This is a genomic window from Psychroserpens luteus (genome assembly GCF_015319355.1).
Lineage (GTDB): Bacteria > Bacteroidota > Bacteroidia > Flavobacteriales > Flavobacteriaceae > Psychroserpens > Psychroserpens luteus.
On record NZ_JADILU010000005.1, the window covers coordinates 106135 to 131680 of the forward strand.

A 25546-nucleotide genomic window follows, 5' to 3' on the forward strand; every position below is an offset into this window, starting at 1 on the left:
CATTAATAATTAAAACCATTCTTATGAAAACAGTACTACTTTTTACCTTATGCTTATGCTTTAGCACTATTTGTCTATCTCAAACAACTGCTATTCCTGATCCTAACTTTGAGCAAGCCTTAATTAATTTAGGACATGATTCTGGTGCTATAGACGGTTCGGTGCTTACAGTAAACATTAATGCTATTACAGAATTATCTATAAATGGTAATAGCATAGCAGACCTCACAGGTATTGAAGATTTTGTAGCTTTAGAAACGCTGTTGTGCTATACAAATAATATTTCTAATATAGATGTTAGCAACTTAACAGCACTTAATGAATTAAGATGTGGTTATAATAATTTAACAAGTTTAGATGTTTCCAATAATACTGCGCTTACAATTTTGGCTTTTAATAATAATAATATAGCAACACTAGACGTTTCAAATAATACATTATTAGAATATTTATTTTGTTATAGCAATCAACTTACTTCCTTAGATGTTAACAACAACCCCAACCTAATAGAGTTAAATTGTTATGGCAACCAGCTTACAAATTTAAACGTAGATACTAATGCGGCTCTAACTGATTTGACCTGTGACAATAATAACTTGTCAAGTTTAAACCTTTATAATAATGTAAATTTAGAAGATCTTATATGCTTTAATAACGCAATTACTGCAATAGATTTAAGCAATACTGCACAATTAACACACTTAAATTGTTTAAACAACCAACTTACAAGCTTAAATCTTAAAAACGGTAACAATATTAATCTTTCTATGAGTGCTCAAAATAACCCAAATCTATTGTGTATTGAGGTAGATGATGCTGCTTATTCTACAGAGAATTGGACAAATATTGGTTCTCAAACCAGTTTTAGCGAAGATTGCAGTGTAAGTGAAACATACGTACCAGATGATAATTTTGAGCAAGCACTCATAGATTTAGGTTATGACACGGGAAGTTTGGATGATTATGTACCTACAGCAAACATTAATTCTATAGCAACGTTACAAATGGTCGCTTTAGACATAGCAGATCTTACAGGTATAGAAGATTTTATAGCATTAGAATCACTACAGTGTTTAGCCAACAATATCTCTAGTTTGGATGTTAGCAATTTAACAGTGCTAAGAGAATTAAAATGTGGTGATAATGATTTGACAAGTTTAGATATTTCAAATAATACACTTTTAGAACGTTTAGATTGTTATGGTAATGATTTAACAAGCTTAGATGTTTCTAGTAATACTGTACTAAAAAAATTGAATTGTAATGATAATGCTATTACGACTATAGATGTTTCAGGCAATACACTATTAGAAACTTTAAGTTGTAGTGACAATCAACTTACTTCTATAGATATTTCAAACAATACACTATTAGAATCTTTAAATTGTAGTGACAATTCTCTTACGTCCTTAGATGTTACCAACAACCCTAACCTATTAGGCTTATATTGTAGTAATACATCAGTTTCTAACTTAGACCTCAGTAATAATAGCCAACTTGAGGCGCTAATCTGCAGTAACAATCAGCTTACAGCTTTAAACATAGATACTAATATAGCTCTAACACATTTAACTTGTGACAATAGTAACTTGTCTAGTTTAGAACTAGATATGAATGTTAATTTAGTAGATGTTAGATGCAGAGACAACGCAATTGTTGCACTAGACTTAAGCAATAATACCCAATTAACAGACTTACGTTGTTCGGACAACCAGCTCACAAGCTTAAATATTAAAAATGGTAACAATGCAATTATTTCTACTTTAGATGCTGAAAACAACCCAAACCTATTTTGCATTGAGGTAGATGATGTTGCCTCTACAGTAAATTGGATAGATGATTTTGCAAGTATTGATCCTCAAACTAGTTTTAGTGAAGATTGCAGTTTGAGTCTAACATATGTACCAGACGATAATTTTGAGCAAGCACTCATAGATTTAGGTTATGACACAGGAAGTTTAGATGATTACGTACCTACCGCAAGTATTAATGCTATAACATCGTTAAGTATAGCATCTTTAGGTATAGCAGATCTTACAGGCATTGAAGACTTTATAGCTTTAGAAGAACTATCATGCTTTTTCAATAACATTTCAACCTTAGATGTTAGCAACTTAACAGCGCTTAGAGAATTAAGATGCTATAACAACAACTTAACAAGTATAGATGTATCCAACAATACACAGCTTAGCTTATTGCATTTTTATCATAATGATATTACCATGTTAGATGTATCAAACAATTCACTATTAGAAGATTTAAGATGCGGTTATACACAACTAACGTCTTTAGACCTTACCAACAACCATAACCTTATAAATTTAGTTTGCAGCAACTTAACACTTTCAAATTTAGACCTCAGCAATAATACCTTATTAGAATTGTTACGTTGCGAATACAATGACCTTACAAGTCTAAATCTCAATAACAACACTGCGCTAACCACTTTATATTGTGGCGTAAATGATATTACAAGTTTAAATCTTGATAATAATATTAATTTAGAATTGCTTGATTGTACAGGGAATGATATTGTTGACCTTGATTTAACCAATAATACAGCTATTACAACCTTATTATGTCAGAGTAATGAACTTAATAGCCTTAATGTTAAAAATGGAAATAACATAAATATCGTTTCATTTAGAACTACTAATAATCATCAACTAGGGTGTATAGAAGTTGACGACACATATTACAGCACTGAAAATTGGACTATAATAGACAACGAAACCAGTTTTAGTAAAGATTGTAGTGTACTTTCTACAAACGAATTTAATTTAAATAATTCTATTTCAATATATCCAAACCCTGTAGAAAATGTGTTAAACATATCTATTAATGATAATCAATCTATAACTTCTATTGAATTATTTGACATTTTAGGTAAGAAAATAGTAGTAACAAAATCTTTAAATATAGATGTTAGTCAATATCAATCTGGACTATATATTCTAAAAATTTCAACTAAAAATGGTCATATCTCAAAACGAATTATAATTGAATAAGATATATATGCGCATATCTTAATTTTAATCAAGAAAGTCGTTATAAAGAGCGACTTTCTTTGATCAAAATCGCACCAATAAAACAGGATTTGATACCATCTATACAATTAGAACTAAATCACTTATCCAAATTTCATAAAACGTATATATTTACAAATAAACTATAATCATGAAAAAAAAATACACTTTATTATTAACGCTTTTTATTGTGGCATTAAGCTTTGGCCAACCTGCAAATGATGATTGCAATAACGCTGAGTTAATAACTGTTACAAATACATCTACAAATTTTATTTTCGATATTAATACAGCTGTAATCAACAATGAAACTATTTGTGGTACAACTGGAGATTATGCTGACGTTTGGTATCAATTCACAATGCCTTTAGATGGTAATATATTGGTAGATGGTACAATTGTTTGGAACAAATTTGCTTTATATAATTCATGTGGTAGTACAGAAATAGATTGCGTAAACACAAAAGATCTTTTTACTAATCTAACATCTGGAAACACGTATCTTTTACGTATGTATAGAACATCAACCGAGGCCACAAATACAAGCTTTCAAAATTTTAGTATTAAAGCTTTTCCAACAGCAACAAATGATGATTGTGCTTCTTCTGAACATATTTCAGTTTCAACAACAGCAACCTCAGTAGATTTTGAAATTGGTGGAGCTTCTGTAAATAATGAAATTGGATGCTCAGGAGCAACCTTAGATTATATAGACATTTGGTACGATTTCACAATGCCAGTAAATGGTAATTTATATATAAATGCTAGTATTTTTTGGAATAATATCGCTTTATACGATGGTTGTGGTGGTACACTAATACAATGTGGTACCAGCAATGAATTTATAACTGGCTTAACTTCTGGAACAGATTATAAATTACGAATTTTTAGAACTAGTGAAAATGCAGACAATACTTACTCAAACTTCAGCATAATTGCTTATGAAGACGTAACAAATGATGATTGTGCTTCCGCAGAAAACATCACAGTATCTACGACAGCATCCACTATAGATTTTGAAATAGGTGGAGCATCAATAAATAATGAAGAAGGCTGTGTTGGTACAACTACAAATTACGCAGATATTTGGTACGATTTTACAATGCCTGTAAATGGCAACCTTTTTGTTGGCGCATCTATTGTTTGGAATGGGTTAGCCTTATATGATACTTGTGGTGGAACACTAATTCAATGTGGAGCTGGAGATGAGTTATTTACTAATTTAACTGCTTCAACAAATTATAAACTACGTGTTTTTAGAACTTTAGACCTTGCAGATAATAACGAATATAGAGCATTCTCCATTCAAGCTTTTGAAACTGTGACTAATGACGATTGTGCTTCCGCAGAAAATATTACAGTCTCAACAACACAATCTGCAATTAATTTCGATATTGGTGGAGCATCCATAAATAACGAAGAAGGCTGTATTGGCACAACTACAAATTATGCAGATATTTGGTACGATTTCACAATGCCTGTAAATGGCAACCTCTATGTTGATGCCACAATTGCTTGGAACGGTCTAGCTTTATACGACACTTGTGGTGGAACACTAATTCAATGTGGAGCTGGAGATGAGTTATTTACTAATTTAACTGCTTCAACAAATTATAAACTTCGTGTTTTTAGAACTTTAGACCTTGCAGATAATAACGACTATAGAGCATTTTCCATTCAAGCTTTTGAAATTATAAATAACGACGATTGCGCTTCCGCAGAAAACATTACTGTTTCCACAATAGCATCTACAGTTTACTTCGGAATTGTAGGAGCAACTATTATTAATGAAGTGGGTTGCTCAGGAACAACAGCAGAAGACTATGCAGATGTTTGGTACGATTTTACAATGCCAATGGATGGCTCAATAATTATTGACGGATCATTAACATGGAATAATTTTGCCATCTATGATGCCTGTAACGGAAATGAATTAGGCTGTTTCTCTGGCCAAGGAAGTGTTGAAAATTTAACAAACGGAACAACATACAAGCTTCGTGTATTTAGACCTTTAGCACTAATAAATAACAATTCTTATAAAAGTTTCACCATAGAAAGTGCTCCAACATTAAGTACAAATAGTAATACTTTTGAGAATAGCATTGTCATATACCCAAATCCTACAAATGGGATATTAAATATTTCTTCGGAAACCACTGTTGATTCCATTTTGATCTATGACATCCTCGGAAAAATTGTAGCAAAAACATCCAATCAAAATTCTATTAATCTAGAACACCTCAACGCTTCAATGTATATCGTAAAAGTAAAATCTAACAACAGTATTAAATATCAAAGAATAATATTAGAGTAAATCTCACTATAATATTATCCCATAATTGAATGGTCTTCAGTTATATTTAGAGTAAGAAAGTCGCTATAGGGAGCGACTTTCTTTTTGTTGATTATTTAATAAACCATTGTTTCATATCGAGGTCTAAGTTTTGTATTTTGCAAGCTGTCAGTTCATGCTTATTCGATGACTCTTTTCCAAAAAAAGACATTTTACGAAGCCACTTAAATAATAAATGATATAACATGTCAGATCAAAAACGCTTATTTCTAGTCGATGCTTACGCTTTAATTTTTCGTGGGTATTACGCTTTTATAAAGAACCCAAGAATCAACTCTAAAGGAGAAGATACCTCAGCTATTATGGGTTTTATGAATTCCCTTTTAGACGTTATTAAACGAGAACGTCCAGATCATTTAGCGGTTTGTTTTGATAAAGGTGGTAGTGCCGATCGTGTAGAAATGTTTGAAGCTTACAAAGCCAATCGTGATGCAACTCCAGATGGTATTAAAACTGCCATTCCATACATCTATGAGATTTTAAAAGCCATGCACATTCCAATTATGGTGAAAGAAGGCTATGAAGCAGATGATGTCATTGGAACCTTAGCCAAAAAAGCCGAAAAAGAAGGCTACAAAACTTTTATGGTCACACCAGATAAGGATTTTGCTCAGCTCGTGTCTGAAAACATTTTCATGTACAGACCAATGTTTGGAGGTGGTTATGAAACTTGGGGAATTCCAGAAGTGCAGAAAAAATTTGAAGTTACAGATCCTTTACAGGTCATTGACTTTTTAGGCATGATGGGAGACGCGAGTGATAATATTCCGGGATTACCAGGTGTTGGAGAAAAAACCGCTAAGAAATTTTTAGCAGCTTATGGTAGCATGGAAAACCTGCTAGCCAATACTCATGAGCTTAAAGGTAAAATGAAAGAGAAGATTGAAGCCAATGGAGAACTTGGATTGTTATCCAAAAAACTGGCAACTATTATGCTCGATGTTCCTGTAGACTTTAATGAAAAAGATTTTGAAATGTCTGAGCCAGATATTCCTAAAGTCACAGAGATTTTTCAGGACTTAGAGTTTAGACGATTAATAGATAATTTCTTAAAAACATTTTCTGCGGAAGCGATTGCGCCAAAAACAGAAACATCTCAAAAACAAGACGCTCCAAAAACAACGCCTAAAGAAGAAAAATCTGCAGGAGAAGGTCAATTTTCTTTGTTTGGCGCTGCACCTTCAGATAGTGCACAAACTGAAACCACTTCAGAATACACAAGAAAAACCATAGAAACAACGTCTCACTTTTACCAAAGTGTCGCTCCAGGAATGGCAACGACATTATTTGTAAAAAATCTTCTGAATCAAACCTCAGTGTGTTTTGATACAGAAACTACTGGCTTGAATCCGTTGACAGCAGAGTTAGTCGGAATTGCATTTTCATGGGAAACCGGAAAAGGGTTTTATATCCCATTTCCGCAGGAAAAAGAAGACGCTCAAAACCTCATAGAGCTCTTAAGACCATTTTTTGAAAACGAGCAGATTGAAAAAATCGGTCAGAATTTAAAATACGACATTAAAGTCCTAGCAAAATATAACGTTGACGTCAAAGGCAAACTCTTTGATACCATGTTGGCACATTACCTCATCAATCCAGATATGCGTCATAATATGGATGTATTGGCAGAAACGTATCTCAATTACACACCAGTTTCTATCACAGAATTGATTGGTAAAAAAGGGAAGAATCAATTGTCAATGCGTGATGTTCCCATAGAAGAACAAACCGAATATGCAGTTGAAGATGCAGACATCACTTTACAATTAAAAGAGCATTTTGAGAAAGAATTAGGTGAAGCCAACACGCAAAAATTATTTGATGATATAGAAGTGCCTTTACTACGTGTACTGGCTGCAATGGAATTGGAAGGGATTAATCTCGATAAAGATTTTCTAAATTCATTATCTAAAGACCTAACTAAAGACATCTCAAATCTCAAACAAGAAATCTATGCTGCTGCAGGTCAAGAATTCAATATTGCCTCACCAAAACAGTTAGGTATCGTTCTTTTTGAAAACATGAAATTGGTTGATAAACCAAAGAAAACCAAAACAGGTCAATATAAAACAGGTGAAGATATCTTATCATACTTAGCAAAAGATCATGAAATCATCCAAAAAGTATTAGACTATAGAGGTCTCGCAAAACTGAAAAGCACCTACGTTGATGCATTACCATTACAAGTAGAACCATCTACAGGTCGTGTGCATACAGATTATATGCAAACCGTTGCTGCAACTGGACGTTTGAGTAGTAATAATCCTAATTTACAAAACATTCCAATTCGTACAGAACGTGGTCGCCAAGTGCGTAAAGCCTTTGTGCCAAGAGATGAGAATTACACCTTACTCGCTGCCGATTATTCGCAAATAGAACTGCGTATCATTGCAGCTTTGAGTAAAGAAGAAACCATGATTGAAGCTTTTAAAAATGGTGAGGATATTCATGCATCTACAGCTTCAAAAGTATTTGGAGTTCCGTTAGAAGAAGTAACGAGAGAACAACGTAGTAATGCAAAAACGGTCAACTTCGGGATTATTTATGGTGTTTCTGCTTTTGGACTCAGTAACCAAACAGATTTATCTCGTGGTGAAGCCAAAGAGCTTATTGATACCTATTATGAGAACTATCCAAAATTGCGTGCTTACATGAGTGAGCAAGTTGATTTTGCCAGAGATCATGGTTATGTACAAACCGTTTTAGGTCGTCGTCGTTATTTAAAAGACATCAATTCTCGTAATGCTGTTGTTCGTGGAGCTGCAGAGCGTAATGCTGTAAATGCACCAATTCAAGGTAGCGCAGCAGATATTATTAAAATTGCCATGATTAATATTTATAATAAATTATCCCACGGAAATTTTAAAACTAAGATGCTCTTACAGGTTCATGATGAATTGGTCTTTGATGTCTATAAACCAGAACTCGAAGACATGAAAACGTTGATTAAAACTGAAATGGAGAATGCTTTTGTGATGGATGTTCCGTTGGATGTTGAAGTGGATACGGGTTTGAATTGGTTGGAGGCGCATTAGGATAAATTAATTACCATAAAATATCTCTTGGATGATTTCCTCTAAATCACCTGTTTCTGAAATTGAAATAAACGACTCGTGAATTATTTGATATGTGTTTTCTACACCTGAACAAAAATCCCAAAATTCATTTTCAACCCAGCCTTCATTAGTTGGTTCTAGAGGCCATCCTCCACCCATAGTTTTTGACCAAAAATCAATTTCACCATAAGGGTTATAAGGAAATACTATTCTTGACTGAGCTGATTGAGTTGGAAATTGAGAATAAAAAAAAGCGTACCAATTTATAACTTGCTCAAAACATTTCGATAAAGCTCCAACATTTGGTTGTACTGTTTTAGTATCAAAAAAATAATTGATTTCAGATTTTCTTAACCATATATCAACACCAAAACCTCTTGGCGCTTTAACAAAATCGTTAATAGGATTATCAACAAAAGTTTGACATATTTCTTTAATCCTATTATGACAATACTCAGATGTAAAAACAGGATTATTACTATTTCTACCTTCAATAACTATCTGTAAGGTACTTTGCAGATTTGCAGGCATATTTGCAGGCTTAGGAAGATTTTCATTGATTACTTCAAATCCATTGAGTGATGCTAGATTTTTAGCCAATGGTTCCCAAAGAGTTGTTCCTAAAGAAGTTTCCATTCCTCCAACTATAGAACGGATTTTACGTTCCACAGGTATTATCAAGTCTAGAATTTGAAAATTTGGAATTACATCAATACGGTTACCAATGAAATTGGTAATACTATTGATTACTGTTTCTCTTGAAATTTGAAATACTTGTTCTCTAGTAGGTGCTGGCATAATTATAGATATGCCTAAATGTATTAATTATTTACTTGAGTATAGTAATCATTTAAAAACTTAACTATAGAATATCCAATTTCCCTACCCAAATTACAAGGCACAGCATTTCCTATTTGTTTATATTGCTGAGAAACAGAGCCCATAAACTTCCATTCATCAGGAAAGGTTTGAATTCGAGCGTACTCACGAACAGTAAAAGGTCTTGTTTCCTCTGGATGACATCTTTCTGTTTGTTTTTGAGCAGGACTGCAAGTCAAAGTCAAACTCGGTTCGTCCCAACCAATTCGTCTAGCCATTCCTGTTTTTCCGCCACCCAAATAAAAACTTTTACCCATATACTCTTTTTGTAATTCTAAAGGTAAATCTCTCCAATAACCTTTTGGTGGCACTAAATCTAAAACCACTTTTTTATGTTCTGGATATTTTGAGCCTTCAGATTTTGGAACATTAGAATTGTACAGTTTTCCTTTCTTTAAAGCGTCAGACAAATTATAGATAGTCTGATATGGTTTAGGATATTCATATTTAATATCAATATCTTTTCTAATACCAACCAAAATTATGCGCTCACGTTTTTGTGGTACTTTGTAATTAATTGCTTTTAAAACTTGAACAGGAACAACATTGTAACCAATTTCATCAAGAATTGACAACATTCCTTTTAATGTTTCACCTTTTTCATGAGAGCGTAAACCTTTAACGTTTTCGCCAATACAAATTGGAGGGTTTACTTCTTTTACTGCACGAGCAAATTCATAAAACAAGGTTCCTCTTGCGTCTTCTAATCCTAACTTTTTTCCTGCATAACTAAAAGCTTGACATGGAAAACCACCTGTAACTATATCAACTTCACCATTAAATTCTTCAAAATTAAAAGATTTTATATCGCCTTCTAAAACATTCCAATTCGGTCTATTTTCTCGAAGTGTTTGGCAAGCCCATTTATCTATTTCATTTAAAGCAGCACATTTAATTCCTGCTTTTTCAAGTCCGATTGCTAATCCTCCTGCTCCAGCAAATAATTCTAAAACCTGAAATTCTTTAATTGGTTTTTCAGAATTATCTACTTCTTCTTCAAGATTGTCAAATAGTGGCTTAATCAGATTATTAATGTCTTCTTTTTTATAGACACGATATTCACTTATAGGTTCTCTCAAAGCTTCAAGTTTTCCATCTCTATCCCATCTTCGTAAAGTTTCCTTACTTTTACCTAAAATTTCAGCAGCTTCAGAAAGCGAATAATAATCTTTTATAACCATGTTACACAACATTAAACATTGGTTACAAACTTAAAGAAGATTTTTTTAATTATTGATGAAATGATTAATTAATTTTTAGAAAATTTACTAGAACAATAATAGGTTAATTAAACCTAAAATAAATCATGTTTTCCATGTTCAAGATAATACTCTAATTCAAAAGTTTGGCCTTCATCAACCTCTAAATCTTTAGAATAAACCTTGAGTGTACCCGGAATAAAAAGGTCTGAATTTGCGGGTGTAATTAAAGCTCTTGATCGTTCTCCATCTTCAAAAAATTCCAAAACCACGTAAAGTTGTTCTGGATCTTCATCATGATTTGGTGTGTGAAATCTCACTACTTGACCTTTTCTAATTTGTATCATAACTTATCTAATTTTAATCAAAAATAGTCTCTTAATCAACGTCAGTCAACATACAATAAGTATCAAAAAACAAATTAACAATTTACTTTGCCATAATTCATTTCAAATCTCAACACCCAACTTAAATACTCATAATCAAACAGATATAAAAATAATTGCTTAAATTAGATAGGTATAGATGATAACGCTATTAATCCACCTTCCACCAATGAGTAAAAGCAATTTAAACACGTTAGACTTAAGTTCTGTTTTTTCCTTTAAATCACTACTTCTAAAAATTATTGGTGTCTCCTGCACTGTTATTGCCATTAAAGGATTTATGATTCCTAATCTTTTTTTAGATGGAGGCCTTTTAGGTATTTCCATTCTTATTCATGAGTTTTACCATATAGATGTTTCTATTCCATTAATACTTCTCAATTTACCTTTTGTATATATTGGCTATAGAAAATTTGGAAAGAATTTTGCTGCACACACCTTTGTATCCTTAATCTTTCTTGGTCTCTTATTAAGTTTCTTACCAGTACCTACAGTAACCAAAGACCATTTTCTAGTCGCTGTTTTTGGAGGTGTTTTTGTTGGTCTTGGTATTGGCTTTGTAATTAGAGGTGGAGGTGTAATTGATGGATTAGAGGTCATTGCAGCATACACAAATACAAGATTTGGTTTATCTACAACCGAAATTATTATGGCAATAAACACAACCATCTTCTTAATTATTGCATTCTTCTTAGGTTTGGAAAAAGCAATGTATTCGATTATTACTTTTTTTACAGCTTTAAAGATTTCTGATTATGTGGTTGATGGGTTTGAAAAATTAATTTCGTTAACGATCATCTCACCTAACGACCAACTCATTAAAGAATTGATAGTTAATCAATTTAATAAGCCAATAACAATCTATAAAGGCGAACGTGGAAACCTACCAGGAAGCTATGATATAAAACATGATTGTGATGTTCTTGTAACTGTTGTGACACGATTAGAAGTACATAAAGTGAGAAAAGCAATTGCCAAAGCAGACCCAAAAGCATTTATGTTTATACAAAACATAAAAGAAGTAGATGGAGGTGTTATTAGCAGAAAATCTAGTCATTGATGAAAAAGAGTGTTGATATAATATGTAAAGATGTTGTACATTTTTTAAACGAAAATCTACCGAAACATTTTACCTATCATAATACAGAACATACCTTATATGTATATGAAAAAGCAATGCATATTGCGAATAAAGAAAAGGTGAAAAGCAAAGATAGAGCCTTACTAAAAATAGCAGCTTTATATCATGATATTGGTTTTACAAAATCGCATCTGGAACATGAAAAAACAGGTTGTGAAATTGCAAAAAAGCAGTTGAAAAATTATGGCTACTCTAAAGAGGAAATTGATACCATTTGCGGTATGATTATGGCAACAAAGATTCCGCAAAGCCCAAAAAACCTATTAGAACAAATTTTAGCAGATGCAGATTTAGAGTATTTAGCAACTTCTAAATACCTAAAAAACAGTATTGCTTTATATAAAGAGTTACTGCATTTTAATCCAGATTTAAGTGAAGACGAATGGATTAATATTCAAATTAAATTTATTAAAAATCATACATATCATACGTCCTATTGTAAACGTTACAAAACCTTCAGAAAAAATAAAAATTTAGCGCTTTTAGAATCTAAAATTTAACGACTGCAACAGCACATATAAATATATTTTAAGACAACTAACTCTACCTTATTCATTTACAAATAATTATTCACTATATTTATTAGCCTTTAACAGTCGCTTCAAATCACACTAAAACATATTCTACTTACGTGTGAACGCTATGCGATTTTCAAATTTTGCTATTAATTTGAATGTCGTTATTATTAATCAATTCTAACTTATCAACTAATGAAAACGTCTAACCGATTATTTCAAGTACTTCTCCTTGCGCTATTTTTTAATATGTCAACAATGTTTGCCCAAGACACATACTACGTCACAATCCATGTAGATACCGACAAAATTTCAAATCACAATGAATTAGAGGTTTGTTATTTTACTTCGGAATCACCAAACGGACAAATAACCAGATCAACAGGAAATATTGAAGATTTTAATATTGAAGTCAAGCCAGGAGATTTAATCGTTTGGAAAGGTGTGTCTACTAGTAATCCTGAAACAGATATTGTTGACGTGAGATCCATAAATTATCATGGTGGCGATAATGTTTTTGGTAGAAATATTTTAAAGGGAAATGGCCAAACTCCCGAATTTGTTATTGGTAAAGTCGATTCTGGAACCAATGGACGAGTCGAGAAATACGCCATTAAAATTACAGTTTATAATGATAGTAGAAAACGTGGAAACTATCGTATTGATCCAAAAATAACCGTTAAGCTTTAATACTATTTCAAATTATTTTTCAATAAAATGAAATTCAATTCACCATTTCCTTTGGCAACAACAATAAAGACCTGTGTTCTTATAGGTTGTCTTTGTATATCTGCTATTTGCTTTAGTCAGGAAAAATCAGAATCCCTTCTTTTAGAACATAGGTATGTAAATAATAATTATTCTAAAAGTGAAAAGCTGACACTATTAAATGAATTGGCACAAAACCATCCAGATCCACAAAAAAAATTACATTATAGTTTAGAGTTAATTAAAAATGCCAAATTACTGGATTCAAGCAAATTGCTCTTTCAAGGCTACATGCATAAAGGGGCTTCGCTTCGATTAAAAAGTGATTTCACACAAGCATTAGAAAGTTATTTTGAAGCAGCAAAAATAGCTTCAAAAAATAAAAACCAACGTGACTTAGGATTGGTTAATATTTCTATTGCAGATGTTTACTCCATAACAAGTAATCATGAAAACGCAGTGAAATATTACAAAACAGGAATGGATCTATTAAAAAAAGAAAACGATCTTGAAAATTATGCAAATGGTCTTTCCAATCTAGGTGACGAGTATTTTAATAAAAAAGAATATGATTTAGCCATGGAATGTTTTATGGAATCTGGTCTCATATTTAGAAAAATCAACTCTTTAGAAGGGAATGCTTTTGTTCTAGGAAACATGGGAATGGTCTACGCAGAGAAGGGAAAAGACGACTTAGCAGAAGCGAATATAAATGAGGCCATACGTATCATGGAAAACCTGGAATTGTATTATCCTATTTCCGTTTATCTTACGTATATGTCAGATATTTATGCATCAAAAAACAATAGAAAAGCAGCAATAGCATATTCCAAAAGAAGCTTGGATTTAGCGACAAAATACAGCTTAAAAGAGCAAATAAGTGATGCGAATTTGCAACTTTCAAAGTTATACGAACTAAATGGTGATTATCAAAAATCGTTAAGTCATTTTAAAGAGCATTCCACCTTTAAAGATAGTATTGCTAATATTGAAAAAGTTCAAAAAATGGCAGATGTACGTACTGAGTTTGAAGTTTCAAAAAAACAAACAGAAGTAGACTTATTAACGCAACAACAAAAAACGCAAAACATTCAAGTTGCTTTATTAAACCAACAAAATAAAAACAAACAGAATATCGTGATAGCTACTATTATCGCCTTATTTTTAATTGTAATGCTTGCCTTTGGATTATTTAGACGTAATAAATACATAAGTAAAACAAAATTAATAATTGAAGAAGAAAAGCTCAGGTCAGATAATCTGTTGCTCAATATTTTACCTGAAGAAACAGCACAAGAGCTGAAACTAAATGGCAAAGTGGAAGCAAAACGATTTGATTCTGTAACCGTTTTATTTACCGACTTTAAAAACTTCACAACCTACTCCGAAAATCTAACACCAGAGAAATTGGTAAAAAGTGTGGATTATTATTTTTCAAAATTTGATACTATTATCGAAAAATATAAACTCGAAAAAATAAAAACTGCAGGAGATTCGTACATGTGTGCAGGAGGATTACCATTTCCCACCAAAGATCATGCAATTAAAATGACACTTGCAGCATTTGAAATTGTACAATTTGTAAAAGACTCTAAAAACTTAAAAGATTTAGATATAGCACATTTTGATATTCGTGTTGGTATCAATACAGGTCCTGTTGTAGCTGGAGTTGTAGGAACAAAAAAGTTTGCTTATGATATTTGGGGAGATACCGTTAATGTGGCTTCAAGAATGGAATCCAACTCTATACCAGGAAAAATTAATATTGCAGAAAACACCTATCAATTAATCAAAGATGCTTTTGAGTGTGAATATAGAGGTGAAATTGATGTGAAAAACAAAGGTGTTTTGAAAATGTATTTTGTAAAAAGCATAAAAGAAAAAACCTTTTATGCTTTTATGAATGGACAAAAAGAAGTGGTTTAAAACAATAATTATAAATGAAGATGAAGTTAGTATAAGTACGACACAAGTTAAGTACCAAACTTATCTTTATCCTTTCTCTGATTAAAAGACACTGCATCATTAAATGTGTTCTTAGTCTCATTATTTTCTATTTCATAAGAGATTACACTACCTTTGATACTATCAAATGATACTATCATGCAAAAACCACCATATGAGATTACCTCTAAAATTCTAAAATTGATAAGTTCAATTTCAGAAAAAATTGGTGCCATTAATTCTAACTATATCAACAAACCATCAACTACTTTAAGAAAGCAGAATAAGATTAAAACCATACACTCATCATTAAAAATAGAAGGTAACACCTTATCAGAATCTCAAATAACTGCTTTACTTGAAAACAAGAAAGTGGTTGGTCCTAAAAAAGATGTGCTCGAAGTGTTAAATGCTATTTCTGTTTACGATAGCTTAGACAAATTTAAACCTAACAGTGAAGCGTCTTTTTTAAAAGCACATACCGTTTTGATGAATGGCTTAGTAACAAAGCCTGGAAACTATAGAACTGAGACTGTTGGAATTGCAAAAAATAACAAAGTTGAACATATTGCACCTCCTTTTAAAAATGTGCCTTTCTTAATTAAGAATCTCTTTGAATATTTAAAACATGATGAAGATATTGAACTTATAAAAAGCTGTGTCTTTCATTATGAGCTAGAGTTTATTCATCCCTTTTTAGATGGTAATGGCAGAATGGGTCGTTTATGGCAGACGCTTATATTAATGGAACAATATTCAGTCTTCTCCTACATTCCTTTTGAAACCTCAATTAGTAAAGATCAACAGAGTTATTATAAAGTTTTAGGAGAATGTGATAAACTGGGTAACTCAACTAAATTTATTGAGTACATGTTAGGCATTATTAATACATCAATAGACGAGTTACTTAATTTTAATAACAGAACTTTTACCTCAGTAGATAGATTACAATATTTTGTAAGTTTAAGTAAATCCGAGTTTTCTAGAAAAGATTACATGACTATTTTTAAAGATATATCATCTGCAACAGCAAGTCGTGATTTAAAAAAAGGAATTGAAATGAATCTGTTTCAAAAAACAGGAGAAAAAAACAAAACATTGTATTTACTTTATAAAAAGTAAAACTACCTCCTCTTCTTCTTACTCCTAAACTTAGCCTTATCCTTTCTCTGATTAAAAGGCACAGCATCATTAAACGTATTTTTAGCGTCACCACTAGGTTTATTTTTACGCCATTTTTCGTCTTTTTCAGGTAGGAGTACTTTTAGTAAATCTTCGCGACCTAATTTATTTAAGGTCTTTTTTATCCACGCTTTATTTTCTTCTTTATACCAAAAGAAAAAACGATGTTGCTCATCTTTTTCTTTTCGAGTAATAGGCGTATTTACTTTTTTAAGCGTGTATGGATGATAACCACTATAATAGATGACTGTGGCTACTGTCATTGGTGTTGGTGTAAAACCTTGTACTTGCTCCAATTGGAAACCCATATCTTTAGTTTCGGCAGCTAAATTTGCCATATCTTCAACTTCACAAGCTGGATGATTCGAAATAAAGTAAGGGATCAACTGTAAGTTTAAACCCTTCTTAATATTTATTTTATCAAAACGTTCTTTAAACTTATGAAAATACTTAAACGACGGTTTCCGCATTAATTTTAAAACAGGATCACTCGTATGTTCTGGAGCTACTTTAAGTCGTCCAGAAACGTGCTTAGTCATCACTTCTTCAGTATAATCATCCAATTCTTTAGGGTCAGCATTTTTATTAAACTCTGGCACCAACATATCATGACGAATCCCAGAACCTATAAATGACTTCTTAACCTTTGGATGCTTATCAACCGCTTGATATAATTCGGTTAAAGGTTTATGAGACGTATCTAAATTACTACAGATGACTGGCGAAATACAACTTGGCGCAACACACTTATCGCAGATAGATTGCACTTTACCTTTCATTTGATACATGTTGGCACTCGGACCACCAATATCAGATAAGTAGCCTTTAAAATCTGGCATATTCGCAACCGTATCGACTTCTTTTAAAATAGACTCCTGACTACGAGACGCAATAAATTTCCCTTGATGTGCAGAAATCGTACAAAAGCTACAACCACCAAAACAGCCTCTATGAATATTAATAGAAAACTTTATCATCTCAAACGCAGGTATTGGTCCACGCTTATTATATTTTGGATGTGGTAATCGTGTGTAAGGATAATCGAAAGACGCATCAATTTCAGCTTCTGTCATTGTTGGATAAGGCGGATTTATCATCAACGTCTTATCTCCTACTTTTTGGAAAATTCGTCGAGCAGCCAATTTATTAGACTCCTGCTCAATCACCTTAAAATTAGAAGCATATTTTTTCTTATCACTCAAACACACTTCGTGAGAAGCGATTTCAACATCTTCCCAATTAGCGTTCTTAGGGATTTTTTCTTCTTCCTTTAAAAGTACAGCAGTTTGCAAAACAGTATTAATACTATTAAAAGGAACTCCTTTTTCTAAGAGACGTACGATTTCTCGCAAGGGCTGTTCTCCCATTCCGTAGACCAACATATCTGCTTTAGACGTTTCTAAAATAGTTGGCATGAGCTTGTCACTCCAATAATCATAATGTGTAACACGACGCAAAGAGCCTTCAATTCCACCAATTAAAACAGGAGTATCTGGCCATTTTTCTTTTAAAATATTTGAATATACAGTAGATGCATAATCTGGTCTAAACCCAATATCTCCATTTGGAGTATACGCATCTTTATCTCGACGTTTCTTATTAGCATTATAGTTGCTAATCATAGGGTCCATACAACCACCAGTCACACCAAAAAACAATCTTGGTTTTCCTATTTTTACAAAATCCTGAAGATTATCTGTCACACTAGGTTGTGGAACAATAGCCACTTTCAAGCCCATACTTTCCAACAAACGTCCAATAACCGCAGGACCAAACGTTGGATGATCTACATAAGCGTCTCCACTAAATAGAATCACATCCAGCTCTTGCCAACCGCGTATCTTCACCTCTTTGTTTGTGGTAGGTAACCAATCTGAAAGTTTTAACTCTTGCATAGATTGCAAAAGTAGTCAAAAATGAGCGTCCTTTTATTAAAGTGTTAAATTTTTGGGCGTTACCACAAGGGTCGCGCTTTCCGTTGCAAGTCCTCACTCGTTCCTCGCTGTGGGCTTTTCACTACAACTACGAAGTAATCACGATTTCTTTCTCAATAGTATGCATGAGTAATCGCTAACGCAGTAAGCAGTATGCAGTAAGCAGTAAGCAGTAAGCAGTAAGCAGTAAGCAGTAAGCAGTAAGCAGTAAGCAGTAAGCAGTAAGCAGTAAGCAGTAAGCAGTAAGCAGTAAGCAGTAAGCAGTAAGCAGTAAGCAAAAATGAAAATTATCATTGGGATAAAACAAAACATAGTAAAAGGTCGAGTCCCAAATCAATTCAGAGAATTGAACGCCAAGGCGAAGAATAGATGAAGAAAAGCTCCGAAAACAGGAGAACTTAGTTCGACGCGGAGTTTTTAAATCGGTTTTCAGTTTGCAAAACTTAAAAATTCCTTGGCTTGGTCTTGATTTTTTGGTTCGTTTTGCATCAAGGCAAAATGAACATAAAGAAAAAAATATTCTTATATGATCTCTGCTAAAGTTAAAATGACAGATTTACAAATCCAACCCTTTCAAACTCTCAACACGATTCCTAATTAAGAAATCATCAATAGTTTCAAAATGCTCAATCACACGTTGCTCCTTAAACTCAAATACCTTTTTAGAAAGTCCTTGTAAAAAATCCCTATCGTGAGATACTAAAACAAGTGTGCCATCAAAATCCTGAAGTGCCTCTTTTAGCACATCCTTAGATTTTAAATCAAGGTGATTCGTTGGCTCATCAAGAATAAGCAAGTTTACAGGCTCAAGCAATAATTTTACCATAGCTAATCTGGTTTTTTCTCCACCAGATAATAAACCCACTTTTTTATCAATCTCATCACCTTTAAACATAAAGCGACCTAAGATATTTTTAATTTGTGTTCTCACATCACCTTTAGCGACATCATCAACCGTTTGAAAAATAGTTAAATCTTCATCTAACAAAGCTGCTTGGTTTTGAGCAAAATATCCAACCTTTACATTATGACCTAATGCACAAGTACCTTCCACATCAATTTCACCTAAAATAGCCTTGATCATCGTTGATTTCCCTTCTCCATTCCTACCAACAAAACACACTTTTTCACCTCTAGAAATAGACATATTAGCATCTTTAAATACAACATGATCTCCATAAGATTTAGAAACATCCTTTACAGTCACAGGATAATCTCCTGAACGTTGCGTTGACGGAAAACGTAATTTCAAAGCAGACGTATCAACATCATCAACTTCTATTATCTTTAACTTTTCTAGCATACGTTCTCTGGAAGTCACTTGATTCGTCTTAGAATAAGTACCTTTAAATCGATCAATAAACGTCTGATTATCGGCAATAAATTTTTGCTGTTCTTGGTAAGCTTTGATTTGATGCACACGTCTATCTTCTCGCAATTGTAAGTAATGAGTATACTTAGCTTTATAATCATAAATGCGTCCCATGGTCACTTCAATAGTACGATTCGTAATATTATCAATAAAAGCTCTATCGTGAGAAATCACTACAACTGCATTAGCTTTATTAACCAAAAAGTCTTCTAACCAAATCACAGATTCTATATCAATATGGTTTGTAGGCTCATCTAATAAAATCAAATCTGGTTTTTGAAGTAAAATCTTAGCAAGTTCAATTCGCATACGATAACCACCAGAAAACTCATTAGTTTGTCTTGTAAAATCCTCTTGCTTAAATCCTAAACCTTTCAGTGCTTTTTCAACTTCGGCATCATAGTTTACATCTTCCAAAGCGTAGTAACTCTCTCCTAAATCAGAAACACGCTCAATAATCTTCATGTATTCATCGCTCTCATAATCCGTTCTGGTTTCAAGCTGTTTGTTCAACCCTTCCATCTCATCACGCATTTCAAAAACGTGACTAAAAGCTTTAGAGGCTTCATCAAAGACTGTTGTATTATCTTCAGTTAATAAATGTTGTGGTAAATACGCTATAATAGCATCTTTTGGAGTTCTCACATTTCCGCGAGTTGCATTTTGAACACCTGCAATAATTTTCATCATTGTGGATTTTCCTGCACCATTCTTACCCATTAAGGCAATTTTATCATCTGCATTAATCGTAAAAGACACATCACTAAACAATGTGTGACCACTAAATTCTACCGCTAAATTATCTACTGAAATCATAACCTATTATTAAGGATGCAAAACTAATAAAAGTCATAGCTTATAACTTCAAGAGTAGCGACATTATTTTTCAAGTTAATTATTAAACGGTTGGAGTTAAACTTTTTCTTCGGAAAAAAGTATTATGTATTCATAATCTTAAAACACAACAATCATGATAATCACAAAAGTATTAGGACTCACAAGCGCACTCACTAAAAGTAAAAAAGCAAAAATTATAATTCTAGGCATTGAAATGGTAGTTTTAGCCTACGCTCTTACACAACAAAAATCTGAGAAAAAAGAAAGAAAAAAATTAAAATCATAAAGCCTTTACAAATATTAAAAATGACCATTTTCAAAATAAGTAACAGAGCAATTATTATTAGCACTTTGTTTTCAACAAAACATTAGGTTAAAATATGTCATCACACTATTTGGTAATCAAATATATAATCGTAAATTTGCAAACTCTTTTCGAGAGAGAAAGTTTAACCGCCTGTCGTGCACAGGCAACTAATATTAATAAGTGTGGACACAATAAGCTACAAAACGATTTCAGCCAACAAAGCTACTGTTAATAAAGAGTGGGTTTTAGTTGACGCTGCAGATCAAACGCTAGGTCGTTTATGTTCTAAAGTAGCAATACTTTTAAGAGGTAAACACAAAACAAACTTCACACCACATGTTGATTGTGGAGATAACGTAATTGTTATCAATGCAGAAAAAATCAACTTATCAGGTAACAAGTGGAATGACAAAACGTACATTCGTCACACAGGTTATCCAGGTGGTCAAAGAAGTTTGACTGCGACTGAATTGTTTGGAAAAGATCCAGCAAGAATCGTGGAAAAATCAGTAAAAGGAATGCTCCCTAAAAACAAATTAGGTGCAGCTTTATTCCGTAATTTAAATGTTGTTGTTGGTTCAGCTCATACTCATGAAGCTCAAAAACCAAAAGCAATTGACTTAAACAAAGTTAACTAATGGAAGTAATTCACAAAATCGGTCGTAGAAAGACGGCTGTTGCTCGTGTGTACCTTGCTGAAGGAAAAGGCAAGATCACGGTAAACAAAAAAGACATGGCGGATTATTTTACTACTGCAACATTGCAGTATAAAGTAAACCAACCTTTAGTCATGACTAACAACGATGGCAACTTTGATATTACAGTAAACGTTTTTGGAGGTGGTATTACAGGCCAAGCCGAAGCGATCCGTTTAGCATTATCTCGCGCAATGTGTGAGATTGATGCAGAACACAGACTAATATTAAAGCCAGAAGGATTATTAACTAGAGACCCTCGTATGGTTGAACGTAAGAAGTTCGGTCAAAAGAAAGCAAGGAAAAAGTTCCAATTCTCGAAACGTTAATCCTATTCCTTTTTATTATTCTGAAGTTTCTTCGGAATATAAAAAAATCTCAAAGCTGTTCTGGTTTATTATCAGAACAGCTTTTATTAAAAAGACTGAAAGGCGAGTTTTTGCATTTCAGCAAACATTAAAAAATCCTGAAACGAGTTCAGGTAAAGTTTAGCATCTAAATGATTAAGGCGAGCAAAAGCAACCACTCAATCATTGCTAATTTAACAGAACGTAAACAATTACAAAATGAAATCAGTAGAAGTAAAAGAATTACTTGACGCAGGTGTACACTTTGGTCACCTAACAAGAAAATGGGATCCAAACATGGCTCCTTACATTTATATGGAACGTAATGGTATCCATATTATCAACCTTTACAAAACTCAAGCAAAAATTCAAGAAACTGGAGAAGCACTTCGCAAGATTGCAGCTTCTGGAAAGAAAATCTTATTTGTTGCTACAAAAAAACAAGCTAAAGACATCGTTGCTGAGAAAGCAGGAAATGTAAACATGCCTTACATTACAGAAAGATGGCCTGGTGGAATGTTAACTAACTTCATTACAATTAGAAAAGCTGTTAAGAAAATGGCTATGATTGATCGTATGAAGAAAGATGGAACATTCAACTCTCTTTCTAAAAAAGAACGTTTACAAGTAGATCGTCAAAGAGCTAAATTAGAAAAGAATTTAGGTTCTATCTCTGATATGACACGTTTACCTGGAGCATTATTTGTTGTAGATATCAAACGTGAGCACATCGCTATTAAAGAAGCGCAGAAATTAAAAATTCCAATCTTCGCAATGGTAGATACAAACTCTGATCCTCGTGAAGTAGATTTCTTAATTCCAGCAAATGATGATGCTTCTAAATCTATTGAGTGCATTATGGCAGCAGTAGAATCTGCAGTTGCAGAAGGTTTAGCTGAAAGAAAATCTGACAAAGCTGAAAAAGACGCTAAAAGTGAGAAATCACCAGCAGCTAAAAAAGAAGTAAAAGCTGAAAAGAAAGCTGAACCAAAAACTGAAGCGAAAGCGGAAACTAAGGTTGAGAAAAAAGCTGAAGCAGCACCAGTTGCATCTAACGAAGAAGAATAAATTAACAATTACACAATATAAATAAGTCGTTTAATTGTTTTCTTCGGAAATATCAAATTAAACGACTTTTTAAATTTTAAAACAATATTGAAGTTATGGTAAAAGTAACAGCAGCAGACGTAAATAAATTAAGACAAGCTACAGGTGCAGGAATGATGGACTGCAAAAAAGCCTTAGTTGAAGCAGAAGGAGATTTTGACAAAGCAATCGATGTACTTCGTAAAAAAGGTCAAAAAGTTGCAGAAAAAAGAGCCGACAGAGATTCATCTGAAGGTGCTGCAGTAGCAAAAATAAATGCAGACAACACCTCTGGTGTTGCTATTGTATTAGGATGTGAAACAGATTTCGTTGGAAAAAATGATACTTTCGTAGCATTAGCTAGCGATTTAGCTGATATCGCATTAAATCATACTACAAAAGAAGCATTTTTAGCTGCAGATTTTGGTGGAATGACAGTTGCCGAAAAACTAGTTGAACAAACAGGAGTTATTGGTGAGAAATTAGACATCACTGCTTTTGAAAGATTAGATGCTCCTTACGTTGGACAATATGTTCATATTAACAAGATTGCTGCTTTAGTAGGTTTATCTGCAAAAGTTGACAATGTTGAAACTTTAGTTAAAGATGTGGCAATGCAAGTTGCTTCAATGGGAGCTTCAACTTTATCTTATAAAGACTTTGATCCTGCTTTTATTGCTTCAGAAACTGAAGCTAGAATTGCAGTTATCGAAAAAGATAATATTGAATTAGGACGTTTAGGTAAAACATTGAAAAATGTACCTAGCTATATCTCTATGGCACAATTAACACCAGAAGTTATTGCTGAAGCTGAAGATGCTGCAAAAGCAGAATTAAAAGCTGAAGGTAAGCCAGAACAAATATGGGACAGAATTTTACCTGGTAAATTAGAGCGTTTCATTTCTGATAACACAACTTTAGATCAAGAACAATGTTTATTGGATCAAAAGTTTATCAAAGATGAAAAGCAAACTGTTGCTCAGTATGTAGAATCTTATGGTGATGTTTCTGTTACTGGATTTAAACGTACTTCAGTAGGTCAATAAACTCATTTTGAAATAGTCCCAAATATTTGGGAACATATAAAAAACCACTACTCTTATTATAAGACATAGTGGTTTTTTTTATTTCAATATTTCTACTTTACTAAAAAAAGTAAATGTTTATATTTGCTAAACATTAATTCCTGCTTAAATGGGAATCTCTAAAAAAATGACTGCTTAACTATGAAATATAAAAGAATTCTACTCAAATTATCTGGTGAAGCTCTAATGGGTTCTCGTCAATATGGTATTGACCCAGAACGTTTATCTGAATACGCCAAAGACATCAAAGAAATCACCGATTTAGGTGTTGAAGTCGCGATCGTAATTGGAGGTGGAAATATCTTTAGAGGTGTTGCTGGAGCAATGGCAGGAATGGATCGTGTTCAAGGTGACCATATGGGAATGCTAGCAACTGTTATTAATGGTTTGGCATTGCAAAACGCTCTAGAAGATGCTGGCATGAAAACCCGTTTGCAAACTGCTATTAAAATAAATGAGGTAGCAGAACCATTTATAAGAAGAAAAGCAATGAGTCATCTTAGAAAAGGACGTGTAGTCATTTTTGGTGGTGGAACTGGTAATCCATATTTCACTACAGATTCTGCAGCGGTATTAAGAGCAATAGAAATTGAAGCTGATGTGATTCTAAAAGGAACACGTGTTGACGGTATTTATACTGCAGATCCTGAAAAAGACGTAAATGCAGTAAAGTTTGATCACATTACATTTGATGATGTTCTGAAAAAAGGACTTAAAGTTATGGATACAACAGCATTTACATTGAGTCAAGAAAACAAGTTACCAATTATTGTATTTGACATGAATAAAAAAGGAAATTTAATGAAAGTAGTTTCTGGAGAAAATATAGGTACTAAGGTTAATATATAATATTTGGCTTATTTTTTGGTAAGTATATTAGTAATTAAAGTTATTTAAAAATGAACGAAGACATAAAATTTATATTAGATTCAACAAAAGAAGGAATGGACGATGCTCTTAAGCATCTAGAAAAACAGCTCACAAATATTAGAGCTGGTAAAGCAAGTCCTGCCATGTTGGGAAGTGTAATGGTAGACTACTACGGTTCTCAAACACCTTTATCTCAAGTCGCAAATGTTAATACTCCAGATGGTCGTACAATTACAGTACAACCATGGGAAAAGAACATGTTACAAGAAATTGAGCGTGGAATAGCTTATGCTAATCTAGGTTTCAATCCAATGAATAATGGTGAAACTATTATTATCAATGTTCCTGCTTTAACTGAAGAACGTAGACGTGATCTATCAAAACAAGCTAAAGCTGAAGCTGAAGATGCTAAAATTGGTATACGAAATGCTCGTAAAGATGCAAATCATGAAATTAAGAGTCTTGATGATGCTTCTGAAGATCAACAAAAAAATGCAGAAATTGATGTGCAACATATGACTGACAAATACGTTAAAAAAATAGACGCTATTTATGAAGTCAAGGAAAAAGAAATCATGACCGTATAAATTCAAAAAGCGACTAACTTAATGTCGCTTTTTTTAA

Annotated in this window: 21 protein-coding genes; 15 read left to right on the top strand and 6 right to left on the bottom strand. The window is 32.9% G+C overall.

Annotation, left to right across the window (positions count from 1 at the left end; translation table 11 throughout):
* Positions 1–23: 23 nt before the first annotated feature.
* The 3 genes from IM744_RS12580 (at position 24) to polA (ending at position 8414) form a co-directional block, all read left to right on the top strand.
* Complete coding sequence (locus tag IM744_RS12580) at positions 24–3008, top strand: T9SS type A sorting domain-containing protein (RefSeq protein ID WP_194508502.1); 2985 nt, start codon at positions 24–26, stop codon at positions 3006–3008.
* A gap of 169 nt (positions 3009–3177) precedes the next feature.
* Positions 3178–5340 carry a T9SS type A sorting domain-containing protein gene (locus tag IM744_RS12585; RefSeq protein WP_194508503.1) on the top strand — a complete coding sequence of 721 codons (2163 nt, stop codon included), beginning with the start codon at positions 3178–3180 and terminating at the stop codon, positions 5338–5340.
* A 224-nt stretch (positions 5341–5564) separates the two neighbouring features.
* Positions 5565–8414, top strand: a complete 2850-nt coding sequence (gene polA / locus IM744_RS12590; RefSeq protein WP_194508504.1) for a DNA polymerase I — start codon at positions 5565–5567, stop codon at positions 8412–8414.
* A 6-nt stretch (positions 8415–8420) separates the two neighbouring features.
* On the opposite strand, the gene IM744_RS12595 is transcribed toward polA, so the two are convergent.
* The 3 genes from IM744_RS12595 to IM744_RS12605 form a co-directional block, all read right to left on the bottom strand.
* Complete coding sequence (locus IM744_RS12595; protein WP_194508505.1) at positions 8421–9233, bottom strand: TdeIII family type II restriction endonuclease; 813 nt, start codon at positions 9231–9233, stop codon at positions 8421–8423.
* A 23-nt stretch (positions 9234–9256) separates the two neighbouring features.
* On the bottom strand, positions 9257–10495 hold the full coding sequence (gene dcm / locus IM744_RS12600) for a DNA (cytosine-5-)-methyltransferase (protein WP_194508506.1): 1239 nt from the start codon (positions 10493–10495) through the stop codon (positions 9257–9259).
* A 113-nt stretch (positions 10496–10608) separates the two neighbouring features.
* Positions 10609–10860, bottom strand: coding sequence for a hypothetical protein (locus IM744_RS12605; RefSeq protein WP_194508507.1), 252 nt, complete (start codon positions 10858–10860; stop codon positions 10609–10611).
* A gap of 208 nt (positions 10861–11068) precedes the next feature.
* Here IM744_RS12605 and IM744_RS12610 point away from each other — a divergent pair, with 208 nt between their 5' ends.
* The 4 genes from IM744_RS12610 (at position 11069) to IM744_RS12625 (ending at position 15189) form a co-directional block, all read left to right on the top strand.
* Complete coding sequence (locus IM744_RS12610; protein ID WP_194508508.1) at positions 11069–11959, top strand: YitT family protein; 891 nt, start codon at positions 11069–11071, stop codon at positions 11957–11959.
* Positions 11959–12540: an HD domain-containing protein gene (locus IM744_RS12615; protein WP_194508509.1), complete on the top strand. Its 582-nt coding sequence runs from the start codon at positions 11959–11961 to the stop codon at positions 12538–12540. The genes IM744_RS12610 and IM744_RS12615 overlap by 1 nt, the downstream gene beginning before the upstream one ends.
* Positions 12541–12750: 210 nt before the next feature.
* The gene (locus IM744_RS12620; RefSeq protein WP_194508510.1) at positions 12751–13245 is read left to right on the top strand and encodes a hypothetical protein; all 495 of its coding nucleotides are present in this window, start codon (positions 12751–12753) and stop codon (positions 13243–13245) included.
* A gap of 27 nt (positions 13246–13272) precedes the next feature.
* On the top strand, positions 13273–15189 hold the full coding sequence (locus IM744_RS12625) for an adenylate/guanylate cyclase domain-containing protein (protein ID WP_194508511.1): 1917 nt from the start codon (positions 13273–13275) through the stop codon (positions 15187–15189).
* Between the two features lie 47 nt (positions 15190–15236).
* Here the strand turns inward: IM744_RS12625 and IM744_RS20795 are convergent, their stop codons facing one another.
* Entirely contained in the window at positions 15237–15368 is a 132-nt protein-coding gene (locus IM744_RS20795; protein ID WP_262892963.1) for a hypothetical protein, read from the bottom strand.
* On the opposite strand from IM744_RS20795, the gene IM744_RS12630 reads away from it, so the two are divergent.
* The gene (locus IM744_RS12630; protein WP_194508512.1) at positions 15367–16329 is read left to right on the top strand and encodes a Fic family protein; all 963 of its coding nucleotides are present in this window, start codon (positions 15367–15369) and stop codon (positions 16327–16329) included. The genes IM744_RS20795 and IM744_RS12630 overlap by 2 nt on opposite strands.
* A gap of 2 nt (positions 16330–16331) precedes the next feature.
* On the opposite strand, the gene IM744_RS12635 is transcribed toward IM744_RS12630, so the two are convergent.
* On the bottom strand, positions 16332–18284 hold the full coding sequence (locus tag IM744_RS12635; protein WP_194508513.1) for a YgiQ family radical SAM protein: 1953 nt from the start codon (positions 18282–18284) through the stop codon (positions 16332–16334).
* Between the two features lie 595 nt (positions 18285–18879).
* Positions 18880–20511, bottom strand: coding sequence for an ABC-F family ATP-binding cassette domain-containing protein (locus IM744_RS12640; protein WP_194508514.1), 1632 nt, complete (start codon positions 20509–20511; stop codon positions 18880–18882).
* 154 nt (positions 20512–20665) lie between these two features.
* Here IM744_RS12640 and IM744_RS12645 point away from each other — a divergent pair, with 154 nt between their 5' ends.
* The 7 genes from IM744_RS12645 to frr all read left to right on the top strand — a co-directional run bounded on the left by IM744_RS12645 (position 20666) and on the right by frr (position 25509).
* Positions 20666–20818, top strand: a complete 153-nt coding sequence (locus tag IM744_RS12645) for a hypothetical protein (RefSeq protein ID WP_194508515.1) — start codon at positions 20666–20668, stop codon at positions 20816–20818.
* Between the two features lie 203 nt (positions 20819–21021).
* Positions 21022–21477: a 50S ribosomal protein L13 gene (rplM, locus tag IM744_RS12650; protein WP_194508516.1), complete on the top strand. Its 456-nt coding sequence runs from the start codon at positions 21022–21024 to the stop codon at positions 21475–21477.
* Complete coding sequence (gene rpsI, locus IM744_RS12655; protein ID WP_028871676.1) at positions 21477–21863, top strand: 30S ribosomal protein S9; 387 nt, start codon at positions 21477–21479, stop codon at positions 21861–21863. Before rplM ends, rpsI begins: the two co-directional genes overlap by 1 nt.
* A gap of 237 nt (positions 21864–22100) precedes the next feature.
* Entirely contained in the window at positions 22101–22949 is an 849-nt protein-coding gene (gene rpsB / locus IM744_RS12660; RefSeq protein ID WP_194508517.1) for a 30S ribosomal protein S2, read from the top strand.
* Between the two features lie 95 nt (positions 22950–23044).
* On the top strand, positions 23045–24013 hold the full coding sequence (gene tsf / locus IM744_RS12665; protein ID WP_194508518.1) for a translation elongation factor Ts: 969 nt from the start codon (positions 23045–23047) through the stop codon (positions 24011–24013).
* 180 nt (positions 24014–24193) lie between these two features.
* Entirely contained in the window at positions 24194–24901 is a 708-nt protein-coding gene (gene pyrH / locus IM744_RS12670; protein ID WP_194508519.1) for a UMP kinase, read from the top strand.
* A 50-nt stretch (positions 24902–24951) separates the two neighbouring features.
* Positions 24952–25509 carry a ribosome recycling factor gene (gene frr / locus IM744_RS12675; protein ID WP_194508520.1) on the top strand — a complete coding sequence of 186 codons (558 nt, stop codon included), beginning with the start codon at positions 24952–24954 and terminating at the stop codon, positions 25507–25509.
* Positions 25510–25546 lie beyond the last annotated feature (37 nt).